Origin of the sequence: Bacillus sp. 166amftsu (assembly GCF_900107445.1) — a bacterium.
GTDB classification, from domain to species: Bacteria; Bacillota; Bacilli; order Bacillales; family Bacillaceae_G; genus Bacillus_A; species Bacillus_A arachidis.
In genome coordinates, this window is the sequence record NZ_FNQA01000022.1 from 18,779 (window position 1) to 36,833 (window position 18,055).

22 protein-coding genes are annotated in these 18,055 nt (G+C 30.4%); all 22 read left to right on the plus strand.

The features are described 5' to 3' along the window. Nucleotides 1-118: 118 nt before the first annotated feature. Nucleotides 119-637, plus strand: a complete 519-nt coding sequence (locus BLV40_RS24545; protein WP_090694720.1) for a GNAT family N-acetyltransferase — start codon at nt 119-121, stop codon at nt 635-637. Nucleotides 638-1,123: 486 nt separating this feature from the next. Next, complete coding sequence (locus BLV40_RS24550; protein ID WP_170833700.1) at nt 1,124-2,671, plus strand: M2 family metallopeptidase; 1,548 nt, start codon at nt 1,124-1,126, stop codon at nt 2,669-2,671. 6 nt (nt 2,672-2,677) lie between these two features. Next, a complete protein-coding gene (locus tag BLV40_RS24555; RefSeq protein WP_090694727.1) occupies nt 2,678-3,628 on the plus strand; it encodes a hypothetical protein in 951 nt (316 codons plus the stop codon). 2 nt (nt 3,629-3,630) lie between these two features. After that, entirely contained in the window at nt 3,631-3,984 is a 354-nt protein-coding gene (locus BLV40_RS24560) for an HAD hydrolase family protein (protein ID WP_090694731.1), read from the plus strand. Next, nucleotides 3,981-4,679: a glycosyltransferase family 2 protein gene (locus BLV40_RS24565; protein WP_090694734.1), complete on the plus strand. Its 699-nt coding sequence runs from the start codon at nt 3,981-3,983 to the stop codon at nt 4,677-4,679. The genes BLV40_RS24560 and BLV40_RS24565 overlap by 4 nt, the downstream gene beginning before the upstream one ends. A gap of 14 nt (nt 4,680-4,693) precedes the next feature. Next, nucleotides 4,694-5,899, plus strand: coding sequence for a glycosyltransferase (locus BLV40_RS24570; protein ID WP_090694738.1), 1,206 nt, complete (start codon nt 4,694-4,696; stop codon nt 5,897-5,899). Between the two features lie 14 nt (nt 5,900-5,913). Beyond that, nucleotides 5,914-6,288 (plus strand): holo-ACP synthase, encoded by a 375-nt coding sequence (gene acpS / locus BLV40_RS24575; protein WP_090694739.1) that lies wholly within the window; start codon nt 5,914-5,916, stop codon nt 6,286-6,288. A gap of 12 nt (nt 6,289-6,300) precedes the next feature. Further along, the gene (locus tag BLV40_RS24580) at nt 6,301-6,969 is read left to right on the plus strand and encodes a helix-turn-helix domain-containing protein (RefSeq protein ID WP_090694742.1); all 669 of its coding nucleotides are present in this window, start codon (nt 6,301-6,303) and stop codon (nt 6,967-6,969) included. 60 nt (nt 6,970-7,029) lie between these two features. After that, a complete protein-coding gene (locus BLV40_RS24585; RefSeq protein ID WP_090694746.1) occupies nt 7,030-7,548 on the plus strand; it encodes a hypothetical protein in 519 nt (172 codons plus the stop codon). A gap of 60 nt (nt 7,549-7,608) precedes the next feature. Continuing rightward, nucleotides 7,609-8,769 (plus strand): NAD(P)/FAD-dependent oxidoreductase, encoded by a 1,161-nt coding sequence (locus BLV40_RS24590; protein ID WP_090694750.1) that lies wholly within the window; start codon nt 7,609-7,611, stop codon nt 8,767-8,769. After that, entirely contained in the window at nt 8,769-9,650 is an 882-nt protein-coding gene (locus BLV40_RS24595) for a PDZ domain-containing protein (protein WP_090694753.1), read from the plus strand. The genes BLV40_RS24590 and BLV40_RS24595 overlap by 1 nt, the downstream gene beginning before the upstream one ends. A 2-nt stretch (nt 9,651-9,652) precedes the next feature. Further along, the gene (locus BLV40_RS24600) at nt 9,653-9,898 is read left to right on the plus strand and encodes an acyl carrier protein (RefSeq protein WP_090694757.1); all 246 of its coding nucleotides are present in this window, start codon (nt 9,653-9,655) and stop codon (nt 9,896-9,898) included. A 1-nt stretch (nt 9,899) separates the two neighbouring features. Then, entirely contained in the window at nt 9,900-11,276 is a 1,377-nt protein-coding gene (locus BLV40_RS24605) for a class I adenylate-forming enzyme family protein (protein ID WP_170833701.1), read from the plus strand. Nucleotides 11,277-11,286: 10 nt separating this feature from the next. Further along, nucleotides 11,287-12,039, plus strand: coding sequence for a class I SAM-dependent methyltransferase (locus tag BLV40_RS24610; protein WP_090694763.1), 753 nt, complete (start codon nt 11,287-11,289; stop codon nt 12,037-12,039). Further along, on the plus strand, nt 12,036-12,464 hold the full coding sequence (locus BLV40_RS24615; protein ID WP_090694767.1) for an ApeP family dehydratase: 429 nt from the start codon (nt 12,036-12,038) through the stop codon (nt 12,462-12,464). Before BLV40_RS24610 ends, BLV40_RS24615 begins: the two co-directional genes overlap by 4 nt. A 6-nt stretch (nt 12,465-12,470) precedes the next feature. Next, the gene (locus BLV40_RS24620; RefSeq protein ID WP_090694771.1) at nt 12,471-12,848 is read left to right on the plus strand and encodes an ApeI family dehydratase; all 378 of its coding nucleotides are present in this window, start codon (nt 12,471-12,473) and stop codon (nt 12,846-12,848) included. Beyond that, nucleotides 12,841-13,632: an alpha/beta hydrolase gene (locus BLV40_RS24625; protein ID WP_090694773.1), complete on the plus strand. Its 792-nt coding sequence runs from the start codon at nt 12,841-12,843 to the stop codon at nt 13,630-13,632. Before BLV40_RS24620 ends, BLV40_RS24625 begins: the two co-directional genes overlap by 8 nt. Nucleotide 13,633: 1 nt before the next feature. After that, nucleotides 13,634-14,476 carry a serine aminopeptidase domain-containing protein gene (locus BLV40_RS24630; RefSeq protein ID WP_090694777.1) on the plus strand — a complete coding sequence of 281 codons (843 nt, stop codon included), beginning with the start codon at nt 13,634-13,636 and terminating at the stop codon, nt 14,474-14,476. Nucleotides 14,477-14,740: 264 nt separating this feature from the next. Continuing rightward, nucleotides 14,741-15,481 (plus strand): sugar phosphate isomerase/epimerase family protein, encoded by a 741-nt coding sequence (locus BLV40_RS24635; RefSeq protein ID WP_170833702.1) that lies wholly within the window; start codon nt 14,741-14,743, stop codon nt 15,479-15,481. A 13-nt stretch (nt 15,482-15,494) separates the two neighbouring features. Beyond that, nucleotides 15,495-16,217, plus strand: coding sequence for a phytanoyl-CoA dioxygenase family protein (locus tag BLV40_RS24640; protein ID WP_090694784.1), 723 nt, complete (start codon nt 15,495-15,497; stop codon nt 16,215-16,217). 27 nt (nt 16,218-16,244) lie between these two features. After that, nucleotides 16,245-17,792 (plus strand): class I adenylate-forming enzyme family protein, encoded by a 1,548-nt coding sequence (locus tag BLV40_RS24645; protein ID WP_170833703.1) that lies wholly within the window; start codon nt 16,245-16,247, stop codon nt 17,790-17,792. Then, nucleotides 17,789-18,052, plus strand: a complete 264-nt coding sequence (locus BLV40_RS24650) for a phosphopantetheine-binding protein (RefSeq protein WP_090694790.1) — start codon at nt 17,789-17,791, stop codon at nt 18,050-18,052. Before BLV40_RS24645 ends, BLV40_RS24650 begins: the two co-directional genes overlap by 4 nt. Nucleotides 18,053-18,055 lie beyond the last annotated feature (3 nt).

The window sequence follows — 18,055 nt, forward strand, 5'->3', positions numbered from 1 at the left end:
TATTAATTATCAGTTTAAGTTAAGTACATTCAATATACTTTTTGTTTTTTTAAAGGTGAGGTACGGAAATATGTAGAATTCTTAGTCAATAAAAAATTTTTATGGAGGGAATATTTAAATGCTCGATACTAACCAAATCTTATTAAATAATTATCAAGTATTGGTAGCCACAAATAAGGACGAAGATCATGTACTTTATCTATTAAAGGATGTTGCGAGTTGGTTAAAAGAAAATAATATAGACCAATGGAGTTTCTTATCAGAAGGTGGAGAAGACCAAGAGATTAGGCAGGCTGTTACTAATGGAGAAACTTTTGTTATTAAGAAAAATGAAAAAATAGTAGGTACATTTACTCTTTATCAATCACAAAGTGAATGGGATCAGCATATTTGGGGTATTTCAAGTGATAATGCAGTATATCTTCATAGATTAGCTATTACTAGATCAGAGATTGGTTCTAGTTTAGGAAATGATATCTTGCAATGGATACAAAATTATATTAAAAGTGAAGGTATAACGCTAATAAGATTAGATTGCGTGGAAAATAATAATAAGTTAAATGCTTTCTATTTGAATAGTGGATTTGAAAAAGTAGGCATAAATGATGAGCATTCTAAATTTGAGAAGAGATTATAGAGGTTTTTAAAAACATTACACAATTGTGTAGTGTTTTTTTGTGGGACTTGCACGCTAAATTTAGTATGTTAAAAAGCATATAAAAATGAAAAGATTATTCTGCTTTAGTTTTTTAGTTAAGCAAATAAATACTATCAATAAAATTAGCCCTTCTTTAATATTAGTATAAGGAGAACAAGTGAATAAGGGAGGTGTTGGTCATGATTCCTGTTGAATTAATTCCATTGGAGCTTGAGTATTCTGAGATTATTATTGTAGATTCAGATGATAACTATGGAAATTATGATTAAAAGTTACTTCTACTTGAGAATAACTTACATTCTATATAAAGATTTTGCATTTCTTCATAAAAAACTCCTTAATTAGGGGGTTTTTATTTATTGATTTAATATTGTTATTAGCAAAATAAGCAGAGTAAATTACAAAGTAAAACATATATGATAGAAAGAAAGGAGGTAGATTAAGCTGATAAATAATAATATCTGGTTGTCTATTATCAATCAAAAACTGGACGATAGTTTTGCTAATATGATGCATTCTTTATGGATGATAATGACCGATAAAAATCGTTCTTGGGTTGAGGAATTTGAAAAAGATGAGGAATTATATTTCAATAATTTGAAACAGCTTAATAAATTTCTTGAATCTTATCAAAACATAATTATTAATCAAGATAACAAGAATGAGAAAAGACAAAAAGAAATTTTACACTTAGAAACATTAGAGATATCTGATAATGAATTACATCAAAAAGATAGCCAAAACTTATGGAATACTCTTCACTACAACTTAATCACAGATAAAGTATCTTTCAGGGGAAAGGATTTAACAAAACATGATAGTTTGAAATTATTGAAAGAACTTAATAATCCAGCTGAGAGAAAAGAGCTATGGATAAGCTATATGACTTTAGGTAAAAAAATAGCACCTGGGTTAGTGGAGTTAGTTAAACTAAGGAATAAAATTGCTAAAGAAAAAGGTTTTACAAACTTTTATGAACTAAAACTATACTCTCAGGAATTAAATGCTGATAGCTTAAACGATATAATTGATGAATTAAGGAATAAATTGGATCCAATTTACTCAGTTGTAAAAAAAAATATTGATAGAAGGATAAGAGATAAATTCAGGATAAAAGATGGTTCTCCATTAAAACCATGGCATTATATGGACCCGTACTTTCAAAAATATCAAAAAGAAGATTGGGATTTGAAGAAATTTAAACAAACTGACTTCTTAAAACAAATATTAAATGTTTTCAAAGCCTATGATATTCAATTAGAGGAGATTGTAGCACGCTCATACTTTACCGAAGATAAGAATAAGAGTCCAGAAAGTTTTTGTCTAAATATTGATAGAAATAAAGATATAAGGATTTCTTGTAATATTGATTCAGACATTAATGGTCTAAAGGTAATTCTTCATGAATTGGGGCATGCTGTTTATGAGGAATATTTAGGAATGGATCTTCCGTTTCTTCTCAAACAACCTTCAAGCATCTTCTTAAGTGAAGGTATAGCTTTATTATTTGAACGCTTAATAATGGATTCATCAATACAAGATAGCATAAACTTAGATGTGTCTATACAAGAAAAAAATTTTTTTGAGAATATTTTAGTGAATTTATATTGGACTATAACAGTTGTGAAATTTGAACAAGAACTTTATGTTAATCCTGATCAAGATTTAAATAAACTATGGTGGGAATTAGTAGAAGATATACAACAAATATCTCCTTCGGACGACCCGAATATATTGGGGCTTCCAGTTTGGGCAACAAAATCACACCTTACGACTCTCCCGGTGTATTATCAAAATTATCTTCTTGGACAAGTACTAGCATCACAATTCGAATTTACCTTAAATAAGGTCAATAATAATCAATGGTTCTCTCAAGAAGGAATTGTAAAGCTAAAAGAAAACATTTTTTCTTTAGGTAAATTATATCCTTGGAAAGCGATTGTTAAAAAATGTACAGGAATGGATATGAATCCTGAATTTCTTATTAATCAATTAACAAAGGTAAAGGAGTAGGTAGTCTTGAATTCGTTTATATTAAACTCTCGAAAATTCAACTCCGTTACACTTAATAATGAAAAAGGCTACGTTTCGAAAACCTCCAGTAACCCCGATATACTCATAGATGAAATTAACTGGTATAGGAGCATACCTGAAAGCATAAAAAAATATACGCCACAATTACTTAATTTTTCTACTAAGAAATCAGCTCCTTATCTTAACACTTCTTATTTACCGTTTCCAACGCTTTCATACTATTTATTAAATCAACCTGAAGATGATTTGCTTTGGGAAAGAATTTTTTCTCAAATTGAAAATCTCTTTAATGATTTTGCAAGATTTTTAGGTAATTTGAGTCATGAAGATATTAGGAGGATGTACATTACAAAAACTGAGACTAGAGTAGAACTATTCTTAGACCAAAACCATTTAGCGAGAAAAATGTATAGTAAAAAATTTTATACCTTAAATGGTAAAGTTAGAAAAAATCCCTTTGTAACATTTGAAGAAAATAAAGGAGTAATTGAAAAGATTATTAATAAAGCGAAAATTCGACTAATTCATGGGGATCTTTGCTTTTCCAATATATTTTTTGATATAGCAACAGATCAATTATATATTGTTGACCCAAGAGGAGATTTTGGAAAAAAAGGTATATTTGGAGATGTCCGATATGATTTAGCCAAGATACGACATAGCCTGTCAGGATATGAAAGAATAATAAATAATGAGTTCAGTATTCAATGTTCAGAAGGGGAGATTAATTATTTGTTATTAAAAGAAAAAGAGGAACGAAAACTCCAATATTATTGGGATATTTTTACAGGTAATTCAATAGCAGAAGTAAAATTAATAGAAGCTTTATTATATTTATCGATGTTACCCCTTCATTATGAAGATTTTAGTAGACAGATGATTTTATATGCTTTAGGTACTGAACTATTAGATAATGCACTAGAAATGGGAGGTTGAGTATGCGTATAGTTATTGACTTAGATGGTACAATTTGTGAGTTAAAAAAAGCGAATCAAAGTTATTATGATGTTAGACCAAAAGCGGGAGCAATTCAAACGCTTTATAAATTAAAAGAAGAAGGGCATGAAATAATTATTTATACTGCGAGAAATATGCTCACATGTAAAGGTAATATCGGTAAAGTTAATGCTAATGTCGGGAAAATTACATTAGACTGGCTGGCAAGCTATAAAATCCCCTTTGATGAATTAGTTTTTGGAAAACCTTACGGTGATATATATATTGATGACCTAGGGGTGAAATTTGAAAACTGGGATCAAGTAATGGGGACGATTGGTAATAAAGAAGTATGAATATTGTAATGCCGATGGCAGGTAAAGGAAATCGGTTTATTAATGCTGGTTACCTTACACCCAAAATGTTAATTAAAGTTAAGGGATTTCCGATGTTTTATTGGTCCTTAATTAGTTTAAAAAGGCACTTTGATTTGTCGAATATTACTTTCATATGCTTGGAGGAACACTTAAATTCTACTAATTTAGAGAAAGAAATAAAGCATTACTGTAATAATCCTAGAATTATTGGAATTCAGAAGCCGACAAGAGGACAAGCAGAGACAGTTCTTAATGCAGTGTCAGAACTGGATTTGGATAAAGAGTTATTGATATTTAATTGTGATACTTATTTTCTCAATTTAAATTTTTCTTTAAATCAAGATTTAGATGGAGAAATAACAGTATTTACATCTAACAACCCTAATTATAGCTATGTCAAAGTAGATAGTAATAATCTGGTAAAGCAGATTATAGAAAAAAAGGTTATATCAAATATTGCTACAATTGGCCTTTATTACTTTAAATCAACAAGGCAATATGTTAAGACATGTGAATATATTATCCGAAAAAATAAAAAATCGTGTGGTGAATACTACGTATCAAATGTTTATGAAGAATTAATTAAACAGGGATGTAAAATAGGTATAAATCAAGTTGAAAAATGTTATCCTCTTGGATCACCAGACGATAAAGAAATTTTCGAAAATCTATAAGCTAGGAGGAAGAAATGAAAAAAGTCTTTTTTGGTTTAAGTGGAGGATTAGGACCTGTTCTCCGATGCCTACCAATAGCATCAGAGTTTAAAAACAGAGGTTATGAAGTTAGCTTTTCAATCTATGATAAAAAAAGTGAAAGTGTGATAAGAGAACAAGGATATCGTATTTTAACTGATGATGATCCAACTATGCCGAAGGAAAATTTATTAGTACCGTCAAATGATAATTTCTATAATCTGGATCATTATTACTCTCAAATGGGATTTTTAGATAGTGAATTCACTAGATCCTGGGTGTCGCATCGGATAAATATGTTATCTGAATATAAGCCTGAAGTTATTTTTTCCGATATGAGCATAAACACAATTATAGCAGCTAAATATTTAAAAATCCCTCTAATTTCAATAGTGCAATCTTGTTATCATCCTGGAGGAACTTCTTTAAATACCTGGCCAAGCCCTCCAAGAAATATTAGTAAGGTAACGCCAATATTCAATCAAATATTAAGTGATTTGAAACTAATGAAAATCAACAGAATAGAAGAATTATTTAGCGGTGATATTTCTATAGTTCCAGGAATAACTGAATTAGATCCTATTGATACAAATGTTTACCAAAATGTATATTATACCGGACTAGATAGATTTGATTTAGTACTAAGTAATAAAACTTTTAAAAGTGATAATAAATATATACTTGTGTATCCAGGGAGATTAAAAGATGTCACGGGTAATACAGGAATAAAGATAGTAGAATCAATTATACAAGCGTGGAAAAATCAAAAACAGAGGATTGTAGTTTCTGTTGTGGGAAAAATCCCACCTGAACTTCTTAAAGAGGCAACTGATAACATAGAGTTTATTCAATACTTCACTACAGATATTCTATGTAATGCCCAATTATTTATTCATCATGGAGGTCATGGAAGTTGCCTTTCTTCAATAGCATACGGTGTTCCATCCCTTATTATACCAACACATTCGGAGAGAGTGTACAATGCGCGCCAATTTTGTCAGCTTGGTTTAGGAGACTTTATTTTGCCGGACACTTTTATTGCTCCTCATTTATTTAAACTTGCAAATTATATGATTAGTGAAAATTCATATAGAGAAAAATTGATCAAACTAAAATCGAAAGTTAAAAGTGAAAAATATCCAACTAGTTCAGATATCTATAAATTAGCGTATTCCCTAATAAAAACATATTCTTCTAAATAGAGGGGGGTGAAGTTATGATATTTGGATGTGGAATTGATATACAAGAAATTAATACTATAAAGAATATTATTGAAAAATATGGAGAGCGTTTTTTAACAAAAATTTATACCCCTGGAGAAATTTCTTACTGTAAAAGGAAAGCTAATTATCATTCTTATGCGGCTAGATGGGCAGTAAAGGAAGCTCTATTTAAAGCATTAGGAACTGGGATCAGAAAAAAATCACAGTTTAAAGAAGCAGAAGTTGTATTAGACCCTCAAGGGAAACCAGAAATTTCTGTAACTGGTGCTACAGAGGAATTTATACAAAAAGAAAATTTGTCCATATGTGTAAGTATATCGCATTCTGGCAACTATGTTGTAGGACAAGTAATTCTTTTTTTTAAATAAATAAGGGATCTGATGATTGTATTGAAAACGTTGATAGTTGTTAAAGAAGATAACATGGTATCTAGTCAAGAAAGTCGTATTACTCCAGAGTTAATTCTCCTTTATGAAGAGAGTTTTAAGATTATAACTCACTGCATCAGAAAGAATAAACCGAATCTAGTTGTATTTGTAACATTTGATTCGGCCATTCCAAAAGATTGGGATGTCCGACTACTTAATAGCACGAATTATATAATTTTTCAAAATGTTAATAAATATAAACTACCTCAAGTAATTCTCTATTTAAATTCTATTACAAGTAGACTTGAACTACCCAAACTATTAAAAAATAAAGTAATATCTGACTCTATTAGATACATTCTAACAAACTTAAATAATTCTAACTTATCGATTGAACTTGTATCTTCCAAATTTCACCTAAATCCTCATAGGTTTTCTAAAAAATTTAGAGAGCATTCCTCGATTTACTTTAAAGATTTTTTAATTAGGGCAAGAATGATTTATGCAAAAAAATTGTTATTAAAAGATATTTCTATTACAACTGTTTGCTTTGAAACGGGTTATGAAGATTTAACTCACTTTTCAAGAATGTTCAAAAAAAAGTATGGCATGACCCCTTCGCAATATAAGAAGCAGAAAAAACAAACTAGATTACAATCAAAAGCAGAGAATGAGTTTTGATGATGTTATAACATAAGGATATCCCGGGATATAAACAATATTAATTAGGAGGTTTTGTTAATGAAAAGTATTACAAGACAAAAAACATTAACTTTAGAAACATCTTCAAGCTCTACAACTCTTGAATTAAAAGATGGAAGAATGGAAGAACTTAAGTTTGAACAAGTTAACCCTACTCAATTTACTGTTAGTGATTCAGAATTCAATATTAAATCAGGCATCAATGTGGAATTAGAAATTCAAAATGTTGATTTAGTTGCAACTTCTAAAATCTTGTGGCCTGGTAAAGTAGTTAGGGTTCGCGGAGGAGTACATGGTCAAGGAGAACCAATTAAAGCCAAAGCAACAATTCCGTTAAATAAAAAAATTACTGACGGGGTGCAAGGGGAGTCTTTCCTTTATTGGGTAATTGAAACGCCGGAGGGTAACCTAACAAATAAGCAACCGATTCATATGAAGGGGTTAATTAAAGGGATACCTCCAAAAGATGCAACTTTTACATCTGAAAGTGTTATTCCTCTATATAATGATAATGATGATCAAGTAGGTACCCTTTACGGTTGCCTTCAGTCTAACTAAGAAAAAAAGGGAGGGACATAGATATATATGTTCCTCCTCAATTAATTTAGGAGTAGGTCTATGCAAAATGTTATTATCGTTGGTTCAAGATGCGCTGGAGCTTCCTTGGCTTATTTTCTTGGAGAATTAGGATATAGGGTACTTTTGTTAGATAAATTTAAGAGTCCGAAGGATCCTGTCCTTTCAACACATATTTTAGGTGGTGAAGAAATTTATGATGATTTGAAAATAAGACAAAAAATTGATAAATGCGGATCACCTATCATTAAACGTATGAAAATAGATTATGAAGGACATGTATTTGAATCAGACATTGTTGTTACGTCTCGTGTGATTGGTATAAGAAGAGAAATACTTGATAATCTACTATTTCAGCAGGCAGCAAATAACCCTAATGTTGAAATTAGGACCTCAGCCACAGTGCAGAATGTAATATATGATAATAATAAAATTATTGGGGTTACTTACAAAGATGCACAAGGGAATTTTCATGAGGAATATGCAGGGGTAGTTATTGGAGCAGATGGGAGAAATTCTCTAATTGCAAGAAAGGTAAAAGCTAAAGTCTTATTGGAAAGTGAGGAACTTCATTCTGTTTATTATACCTATGTAAAAGGTCTTAAGCCGATGCCTTTACCTACATTCGAATGGTTTTGGCATAAACAAGGGGTTATCTTAATAAATCCTATTGATTCATCTCTTCATTGTATAGCTTTAATACTTCCAAACGAAACAAAGCCGCAAGAAGTGAAAGATACCTTTATTGATATGCTCTCAGAAGTAAAAACATTAAAACCAAGACTGCAGAATGTTAAATTAGCTAAACCAGTAAAGGGATTAAAAAACATTAAAAATTTTATTAAGAATTCTTACGGACATGGATGGGTCTTAGTGGGAGATGCTTCGAATCATTTACATCCAATTAGTGGAATAGGAATTGATAATGCTGTGAATTTAGCTCGTTATTTATCAATTCAGCTAGATTGTTTCTTTAAAGGAGAAAAATCTTGGGCAGATGCAATGGAAGATTATCAATTATTTCGTGATGAACAAATTATTCCACAATATCAGAATTCTTTAAGGACTCTTCAATATACGAAAGAGCTCCCAGGAGAGAATACAAATTTTTACTCAAGTATGTTGTGTACATTTCCTAGTTATATAAAAAAACTGTGCCTTAATTCAGAAAGTATATTAGAAAAATTAAGAGGTGAATTGTAATGGAAAACAAAGCTATCAATGAAATATACTTTGATGCGCCAATTCAGGAGGTATGGTGGTCAATTTCTACTATTAAGGGAACGAATACATATTTGACCTATACAGCACAGACAGATGGCCTAGAAGATACTCCAAAGGTGGGTGATATTTATACACTAAATTATGGAGATATAATAAATAAGTCGAAAATAATGGTTTGTGAGCCGGAGAAAGATTTTGTTTTGAGTGATAACTATGAATCAATATCTCCAGACGGAAGTGTTGATATTTTTAGAGTAAGTACACATTTTCATCTAGAAGAAGTTGATTCAAAGGTGAAGTTAACATTAGAAGTAAGTGGATTTATAAATGATACTTATGGACTTTGGTTTAGAGAATGCATTGAAATGGGTTGGAGACGTTCTTTATTAAATTTAAAATCCGTTTTGGAATTAGGTTTGGATTTAAGAACTGAATTATTTAGTTATCCAAGACTTGGTGTTCTAAACTGCACAGTAAATAAAGAACAATGTTTTGAGACGGGAGTTAGCGAAGGGCAAGGGAATTATCTGCTTGAAGTATTTCCAAATAGTCCTGCAGAAAAATGTGGCTTACAAAGAGGAGATGTTATTCTTGAGATTGATAAAAAGCCCGTTAAGAATTATGAGGAATTTGTAAAAATTATTTCTACTTTCTATGGAGATAAACGCCCAGCTGAAATAAATTATTGCAGAAACAATCAAAAATATACTACTTTGGTTAGCCTTTCATTAGAAGATTATTTTACGGGCTTAAATCTCGAAGGTGATACCTTTGAAAGCATAAGAGAAAAGAGAGAGAGAATTTCTAAGCAGAGATCAGCAGCTGGATCTATTTGGAAGGAAGATAAGGAGGGAAAATAAATATGGAGTCCACTAAACATAAAATTTTATCATTATTAAGTAGTGAACATTCTGGAGTTTTTCCAATTGAACAAATCCAAGAACATTTGACATTATTTGAAATTGGATTTGATTCGGTTCGATATATGGAATTTATAGTATTGGTAGAAGAAATGTTAAATATAGAATACCCAGACAACTTGTTAGACATTGATTCTTCGATGACTGTCAGAGAAATTATTTCAACAGTGCTTACGGTTGATGTTTAAAATGATAATAAATAAACTAAAAAAATTTGGAGAGAAGGTTTGTATTCTTAATAACAATGTAACGTATAGACAAATTACTGAATACTCACAACATAATTATTTGATTTTAGAGAAATACTGTAAAAATAGAATTATTCTGTTGGACATATCTCTAGGATGGAGAATGGTCCCAATTATATTAGGGGCTTTAATGGCCAAAATAACTATTGTCCCGATAGACCTCATAAGAACCCCCTACCTCGAGGAGAAATTATTTCCAGATTATCTGCTAATAACCTCTTCTAATATTGATTATAAGGGAAAACTAATTACAACTTTTTTTGAAAAATCATATTACCATAACGGAGATGAAGAGCTAAAAAATATTGCATTTATTATGTTTTCTTCTGGCACTACCGGGAAACCAAAGGGTATAAAGTTAACATATGAGAATGTCTTTTCGAACACAGAGAGTATTCTAGACTATTCGAATTTAAATAGTGAGGACAGAGTATTAATCATTAGACCTTTTACTAATATATCAGCAATTACAGGGGAGCTACTTCCTAGTCTATTAACTGGCGCTAGTATTTTTATAAAAGATCTACGTACTTCACCACTTGCATGTTTGGAGACAGCTTTTAAATATAAAATAAATATTCTATTTACTACTCCATCCATTGCTTTGAAAATGTTATGTTTTGATAAAGAATCTAAATTACAATCAATTAAGCTTCTAATATTAAGTGGTGAGCAGCTAACTAAAGGGATGTATCATAAAATCAGTGCTTATAATCCCAAAATGCAGATTTGGAATGCTTATGGACTATCTGAGGCTTCACCACGTATAAGTATAAAAAAAATAGAAGGTTATATTTTTGAAACAGGTTGCATTGGCAGGACATTAAAAGGTGTTAAATATAAAATTATTAATGAGACTGGTAATTGGGTTAACGAGGGAGAAACAGGAGAATTATGGGTATGTGGACCAAACATAATGGATGGTTACTATTTAAATAAGACTCTTACACAAAAAAAGAAATTTGATGGATGGCTTGCAACAGGAGATTTAGCATACTTCAAAAATGGAGAGCTCTTTATAAAGGGAAGGAAAGACAATATGATTATAAAATATGGAATGAACATATTTCCTGAAGAAATAGAAGAAGCTATTTGTTCACATCCTGAGGTTGTGAATGCATTAGTTTTTACTTCCTATATTAATGAGCAACTTAATATAAATGCAAAGGTAATAAAAAATGTAGGCTCTAATTTATCAGCTGAAGAAATTCATAGATATTTAATTTTAAATTATAAAGATACGAGAATAAGAGTAGATCAAGTAATGATTGATAATCAATTAGAGTATACGCCATCAGGTAAAGTTCTTAGAAAATAGAGGTGATATAATGAAACAGGAGTTATGGAAAGATTTCTTTTCTACTGATTATATAGGTTTCTCAGAAGTTATATTAAATAAAGAAAGAACTAACTTTGAAGTAAAGCAACTAAAGCGCCTTATACCAAATAAAAATGTTAAAATACTTGATTTAGGATGCGGACAAGGCAGAATTACAATTCCACTTGCAAAAGAGGGCTATAATATTATAGGTTTGGACGCTTCAGCTGATTTACTTAATGAAGCGATGTATAGAGCAGAGAAAGAAAAAGTGAATGTGAATTTTTTGCATGAAGATATGAGACAAATATCATACTACAATGAATTTGACATTATTTTGAATATGGGAACAGCATTCGGATATATTGAAAATTCCAACGAAGATGAAGAAGTATTAGCGAAAATTTATAAAGCCCTTAAACCAGATGGTATTTTTATACAAGAAACTGAAAATAGAGAAATGAAACTTAAAAATTTGATGGGAAAATTGTGGCATGAGATGAATGGTCAACCAGTTTTTTCAGATCGAAAATTCGATATTACAACAGGTCGGTGGGAGGAGATCATATCTTGGTATATCAACGGTTCTAAACAACAGAAAACTTTGAATCTTCGTTTATATTCAGCGACTGAATTGATTAAGATGCATAAGGAAGTAGGATTTAAAAATATTGATTTATATGGTGGCTTTGATTATTCGCCACTTTCTATGGAGAGTGAAAGATTATTAGTGTTATCTAAAAAAGTTAGAGTTGCCCCATGAATAGAGAAGTGGATAAGTATTTAGAGCTTCTTCCTCATAGATCCCCTTTTAGGTTTGTAGATAAAATTGTTAATTATGATTCAGGAAAGTCTTTAACCACTATATTTTCATCAACCAATATATATAATTTATCAGAAATTCCTATAACTGTGTTAATTGAAAGTGTTGCACAAACTGCAGTTTTGCTAACTCAATTAGAAACAGAACCATTAAACGCAAAGGAATTTCCATTATTAGGTAGTATAGATTCCACTATTGAAGAAGAGCATTTTGAAATGGGTGATGATTTTATTATCAAAGTAGGAATTTTAAAATTGTTATCTAAAAAAGCTGTTCTTGTAGGAGAAGTGTATAACAGCAGCTATGCTAAGATTCTTACTGCTAGCATTACAGTTGCAGTGTCTATTAAGGAAGAGGAGGGATGAGAATTTTTGAAAAAAAATAAGCCATGGATCCTCTTTGATAATATTATTACCAAAGAGAAAGAAAAAATTGTTACTATGAAATTCATTTCACATTCCGATTATTTTTTAACAGGACATTTTGAAAATTATAGTGTATACCCTGGAGTCTTGCTGCTTGAAGGAATAAAGCAGTCTGCAATGGAGATGGAATGCTTAATGGGATATGAGCTTCAAAAAATTCAGGCAAGATTTTTGCAACCAGTTTTACCCGGTATTATTGTAACCTATGACATTAATTTAATCAGAGAAAACGAGTTGATTGAACTAAAAGCTGAGGGAATGAGTGAAGATCTCACTCCCTTTATTAAATGTAAGCTGACATTTAGGAGGTCGAGAAGTGCTTGAAAAAACAGTAGAGTTTTATGATAAAGGTAAGATTGCAGGTATATTGCATCTTCCGCTCAACAAAAAGAAAAAATGTCCTATAGTAATTTATTGTCCGGGAAAAAATGGTGAAAGGTATGAAGTGCATCGTTTAGCCGTTAAATTTGCAAGGTTTTTAGCAAAGAAAGGAATAGCATTTTTTCGATTTGATTATTATGGATTAGGACTTAGTGATGGGTTTTTTCATGAAATGACTACCTCTTCAAAAGTGTCAAACGTAATCAAGGCAGTAGATTTTATTAAAAAGAGTGAATATGAATTTTCAGATATTTCATTTTTAGGCTTTAGTGATGGAGCAAGAATTGCAGTAATGGCTGCTAACAAGTGTAAAATTAACAATATTATTCTCTGGAGTCCATTATTTGCTGAATTTAGCGGTAACTTTCCTAATGGAAAAAGACCACGATTTGTAAGGCACTCTCAATATAAAGACTATTTAGTTATGCCATGGGCTGGATTATGGGTCAGCTTAGATTTTTATAGAGATTTAAATGATATAAACATTGAGAAGGAGTTAAAGAAATATAATGGGAAATCCTTAATACTATATGGTGATGATGATCCATTAATCATTGAAGAATTTGAAAATCTAAACACTGAACAATATGAAATTTACTTTAATACTAATAAAAATTGTGTAAAAAAAGTTAAAGGCGCTGGTCATTTGTTTACGTCTAAAAAATTCGAAGATGTTTTAATGACTAACTCTTATGCATGGCTAAAAAACTTAGAGAGTGTGATTTAATTTGTGGAAACAAGTAAGATTTAATAATGGACAAATTTATGGGATTATTAAATCTCCTTTGGATGAAATTCCTAAAACTTTGGTTGTTACTTTGGCAGGGCTAGGACAAGCAATGAGTGAAAAAAATTACATGTTTTCAAATCTACGAAAGTCTCTATCTATAGAGAATGTTATGGTCGTTCAATTTGATTACATGGGTCATGGTGACAGTTATGGAGAATTAGGCGATACTTCTTTAAAATCCATGATAAGAGACGCCCAATCGGTTATTAACTCTGTACTTAAGGAATATGATACAATTGAACATTTAGTTTTAATTGGTAATTCCTTAGGTGCAGTAATTGCAGTAAATTTATCTTTACTTTATGAAAATATAATAAAAAATACCCCTATTCTAATTTCTCCTCCTGTTAACCTTCCTACTTGTGATGAAATTTTTTCTAAAACGGTGATAGAAGATTTAAAAAAACAAGGGAAACTAGATTCTCAAATACTTATACCTGGTTATGATTATTATACATTAAGTGATTTTGATAAAAAACAATATGAGTATGTTACTAAATTAGGCAGCCATCTTCTTTATCTTCATGGTCAATGCTTATCATTTCAAATAATACAAGAAATTAATGAAATTCATTTAAGTAGGGAACTAATTACTTTAAAGTCAGATGTGAAAATTATAATTGGTGAAAAGGATAAAGAAACTTTTTTGATTCTAAATAATTTAAGCAAAAAAGAACTTTTTCTATTAGACAATGTTCATTACTATCATCAGCATCCTGCGGCGATGGATCAGTTAATTTATTACTTAAATGAAATTATCATGTCAATTAATAACAAATAACTGTAAAGTTTAGCAGAGTTTATTTTGGGGATTTATGAGAGAATTTAGCATATAACGAGAGATCGTTATATAATTCCTCATCCCCCCCTATGAGGTTATCATCCCCCCACCGGTTGATAACCTAAATAAGATCATTCTATAGATTTGATCTTATGATTGTCTCGGCAAGTTCCTCCTTGCCGAGTTTAATTAATCAAACACAAGGAAGTGGTATGAATAAGTAAATTTAAAAGTTCAATTCATCTATTCCCCTGGTGTACAGATTTGGAAGAGGGACTTTTAAATCTAAAAAATCTGTCTATTTCTTTTTGTGAGTTAAGTGCTAATTACATTTTACATTATAAAGATAAATTAGATTACTTAATCAATTTGTTTAACAAATATCAGATATACCCTTCAGCTGTTTTCACATTTGGGCACTTTAACAGATATAAAGATAGGAAAAGAATTTTATTTTATCATGAACAGCTAGCGTATTGCTTAGATATTCTAAATATAAAAAATGTTATTCTTCATCCAGGTCATATGTCAAAAAGAAAAACTTTTGCGATAGATAATGATTTAATTATAATGATCGAAAAAATTTATAAGAGATACGAATTTCGTGGCATTGAAGTAGGAATTCATCCGCATATTGGATCTCCTGTTTTTTACAAGGATGAAATAGATATACTGATGGATAGGTTATCTAAAGAAAAATTGCAAATTAAACTAGTTCCAGACTTAGGGCATTTATATGAGGCTTCTATTGATCCGATTAAATTTATTTACCAATACCATAATAAAATTAGCAATATTCATTTGAAAAATATCCTTCCCATATCTTCTCATTTTCGTAGGGGGAAATTTAGTACGTTAACACATGGAGTAATAAATATACCAGAAATTATGTCTGTATTAAAAAATATTAAATACGAGCAGTGGATTACACTTGAAATTGAAGACAAAGAGGTCACATATGACATCTTAAGTGAAAACTATAAATATTTATTAAATTATACTTAAATAGGAGGTAGTTATGGTTCTATCACCTGAACAGTTAAATTTTTATGAAGAAAATGGTTATCTAGTTGTAAAAAAATTATTTTCTACAGAGGAAGTAAACAAAATAATTAAAGAATGTTTTCAAGTATGGGTTGAAATGTTGAGAACGAGTGAAATGTCACAATTTGATTCGCTTGAAAATATATTTCCAACAATAACTGGTATTCATAAAAGAAATGAAAGTTTAACTAAGTATATGCTAGATCCCAGAGTAATAGATATTTTAGAAGCTATTGCAGGTGAAGAAGTTCTAGCTTTCTTACAGAATTATTACTTTAAAGCACCAGGAGGGAAATCAATCCCTATTCATCAGGATAATTGGGAAACATGTGCATATCCAGGAACGACCTATGCAGCATGGATTAGCTTGGATCAGTCTGATTCAAAAAATGGTGGTTTATTTTTTGTACCTAAAACACAGAATTCATCTATTCTTGAAGATCAATCTAACTTGATAATCCAAGAAGGTTTACAAGCGATAGATCTTACTACAGGGCCGGGTGATGTAGTGTTTTTTAATGGAAATATATATCATGGGTCTCATAGTAATACATCTAATAGGTTTAGACGGACCTTTTTAACTCATTATGTAGGTAAATCTGTAGAGAAAATTGCCATTAACCATCACAGTCTTATAGATAAACATGGTAATAAAATCAGGAGGAAATATAATTTATCACCTCGCTATCATAATTAGAAATTTACAGTATGGAAGGTGGAAAAAGTGGAAAATGTGGCCTCATGGCTTGAGGTAAGTAGTCTTACTTATCAAGATAAAACTGCATTGGTTACAAATAGTGGTTCGTTTTCTTTTACAAAATTAGAAAGTATGTCTAGTTCTCTTGCTCATTATCTAAGGAATAACGGAGTGATGAAAGGTGAACGCTTACTAATTTGTTCTAATGAACATCATTATGTAGTAGCTGCAATATTTGCCACTTTAAAAATAGGGGCTGTTTTTGTAGTGATTCACCCTGAGACTCCAAAAGAGATGTTAGAATATTATATTTCCCATTCAGGAGCAACCGTAATTCTAACTGATCACGCTTTAGATCTAGAGGAAACATTGATTAATCAAGTAAAGTTAAAGATTCAAACATCTCATCCAAAAAAAAAACAGTGGGAAAATATAATTGAGGTTCTTAGAGAAAAAAAAGACAATTTTAAGGCAGTTAAAGTGTCATCTTCAGATATTGCGGCTTTAATATATACATCAGGCAGTTCAGGAAACCCTAAGGGAGTTATTAGTTCTCATGGTAATATTAACTTTTCTACAAACGTCATCAATAATTATCTAAACCATACTTTTGAAGATAATGTACTTTGTTTTCTTCCTTTATCATTTGACTATGGACTGTATCAAATATTTCTGTGTATATCTAAAGGGGCAACACTAATAGTTCGAAACTCTACTTATTTTGCTTTTGAAGCACCTGGAATCATTGAAAAATATGGTGTTACAGGCATTGTCGGCGTTAGAAATATTTTAACTACTTTTTGTAAAATAAAAAACATTAAGGGTACGAATAAGATTAGGTATATCACCAATACAGGGGAATATTTGGATTACTTTACTATAACTGAATTACGGAAATTAGTTCCAAAAGCTGATGTTTTTTTAATGTATGGACTGACAGAATGTAAAAGGGTATCATATCTTCCCCCTAAATTAATTGATATAAATTATAAATCTGTTGGTTATCCATTAAATGGTACGCAAGTTTCTATCGTAAATGAATATGGAGAAGAGTGTCAACCTTTTGTTAAAGGTGAATTACTAGTTAAAGGACCACATGTTACTATAGGATACTGGAATGATAAAACAGAAACAGATAAAAGATTTGTTTATTTAAATGGAAACCGATACCTTAAAACAGGAGATATTTTTTATAAAGATAATGAGGGACTTTTGTATTTTGTAAGTAGAAAAGATTTCATGTTTAAAAGTAAGGGATATAGAATTGAACCTGAAGAAATTGAATCCCAAATAAAAAAGTATGTACCTACTATTGATGATATTATAGTAGTTGATTACTTAGATACAAGTGATAATACTATTAAAATCGGATACTTTGTAAGTGTAAATACATGTGAGTATGAAAAAGCAAAGAAACAACTTCAACTGATGATTAAGAAAAAAATTGAACCTTGGAAAAGGCCCTCTAAGCTTATTATTACTAAATCCCCACCTCTTACAAATTCAGGTAAAATTGACAGAAAAACAATAAGAGCTAAATTTGAAATTGATGATGAAAAAAAGGAGGATCTATGAATAGACAAACAATATCTAATCAAATTGTTTCTATTCTGAGAAAAGAACTCAACCTAGATAACAATTTTGTATTAAATTTTGAAAAAAATCTTGTGGAATGGTTTAATCTTGATTCGTTAATGCTAGTAAATATTTTACTTGCTCTAGAAAAGGATCCAATTCTTAAAATGAATGTAGCAAACTTAATATATGAAGATCTTGAAAGTCTAAATACACTCATTGATTTTATTATATGCCAAACTACTAGCGAAGAGGAGTAATAG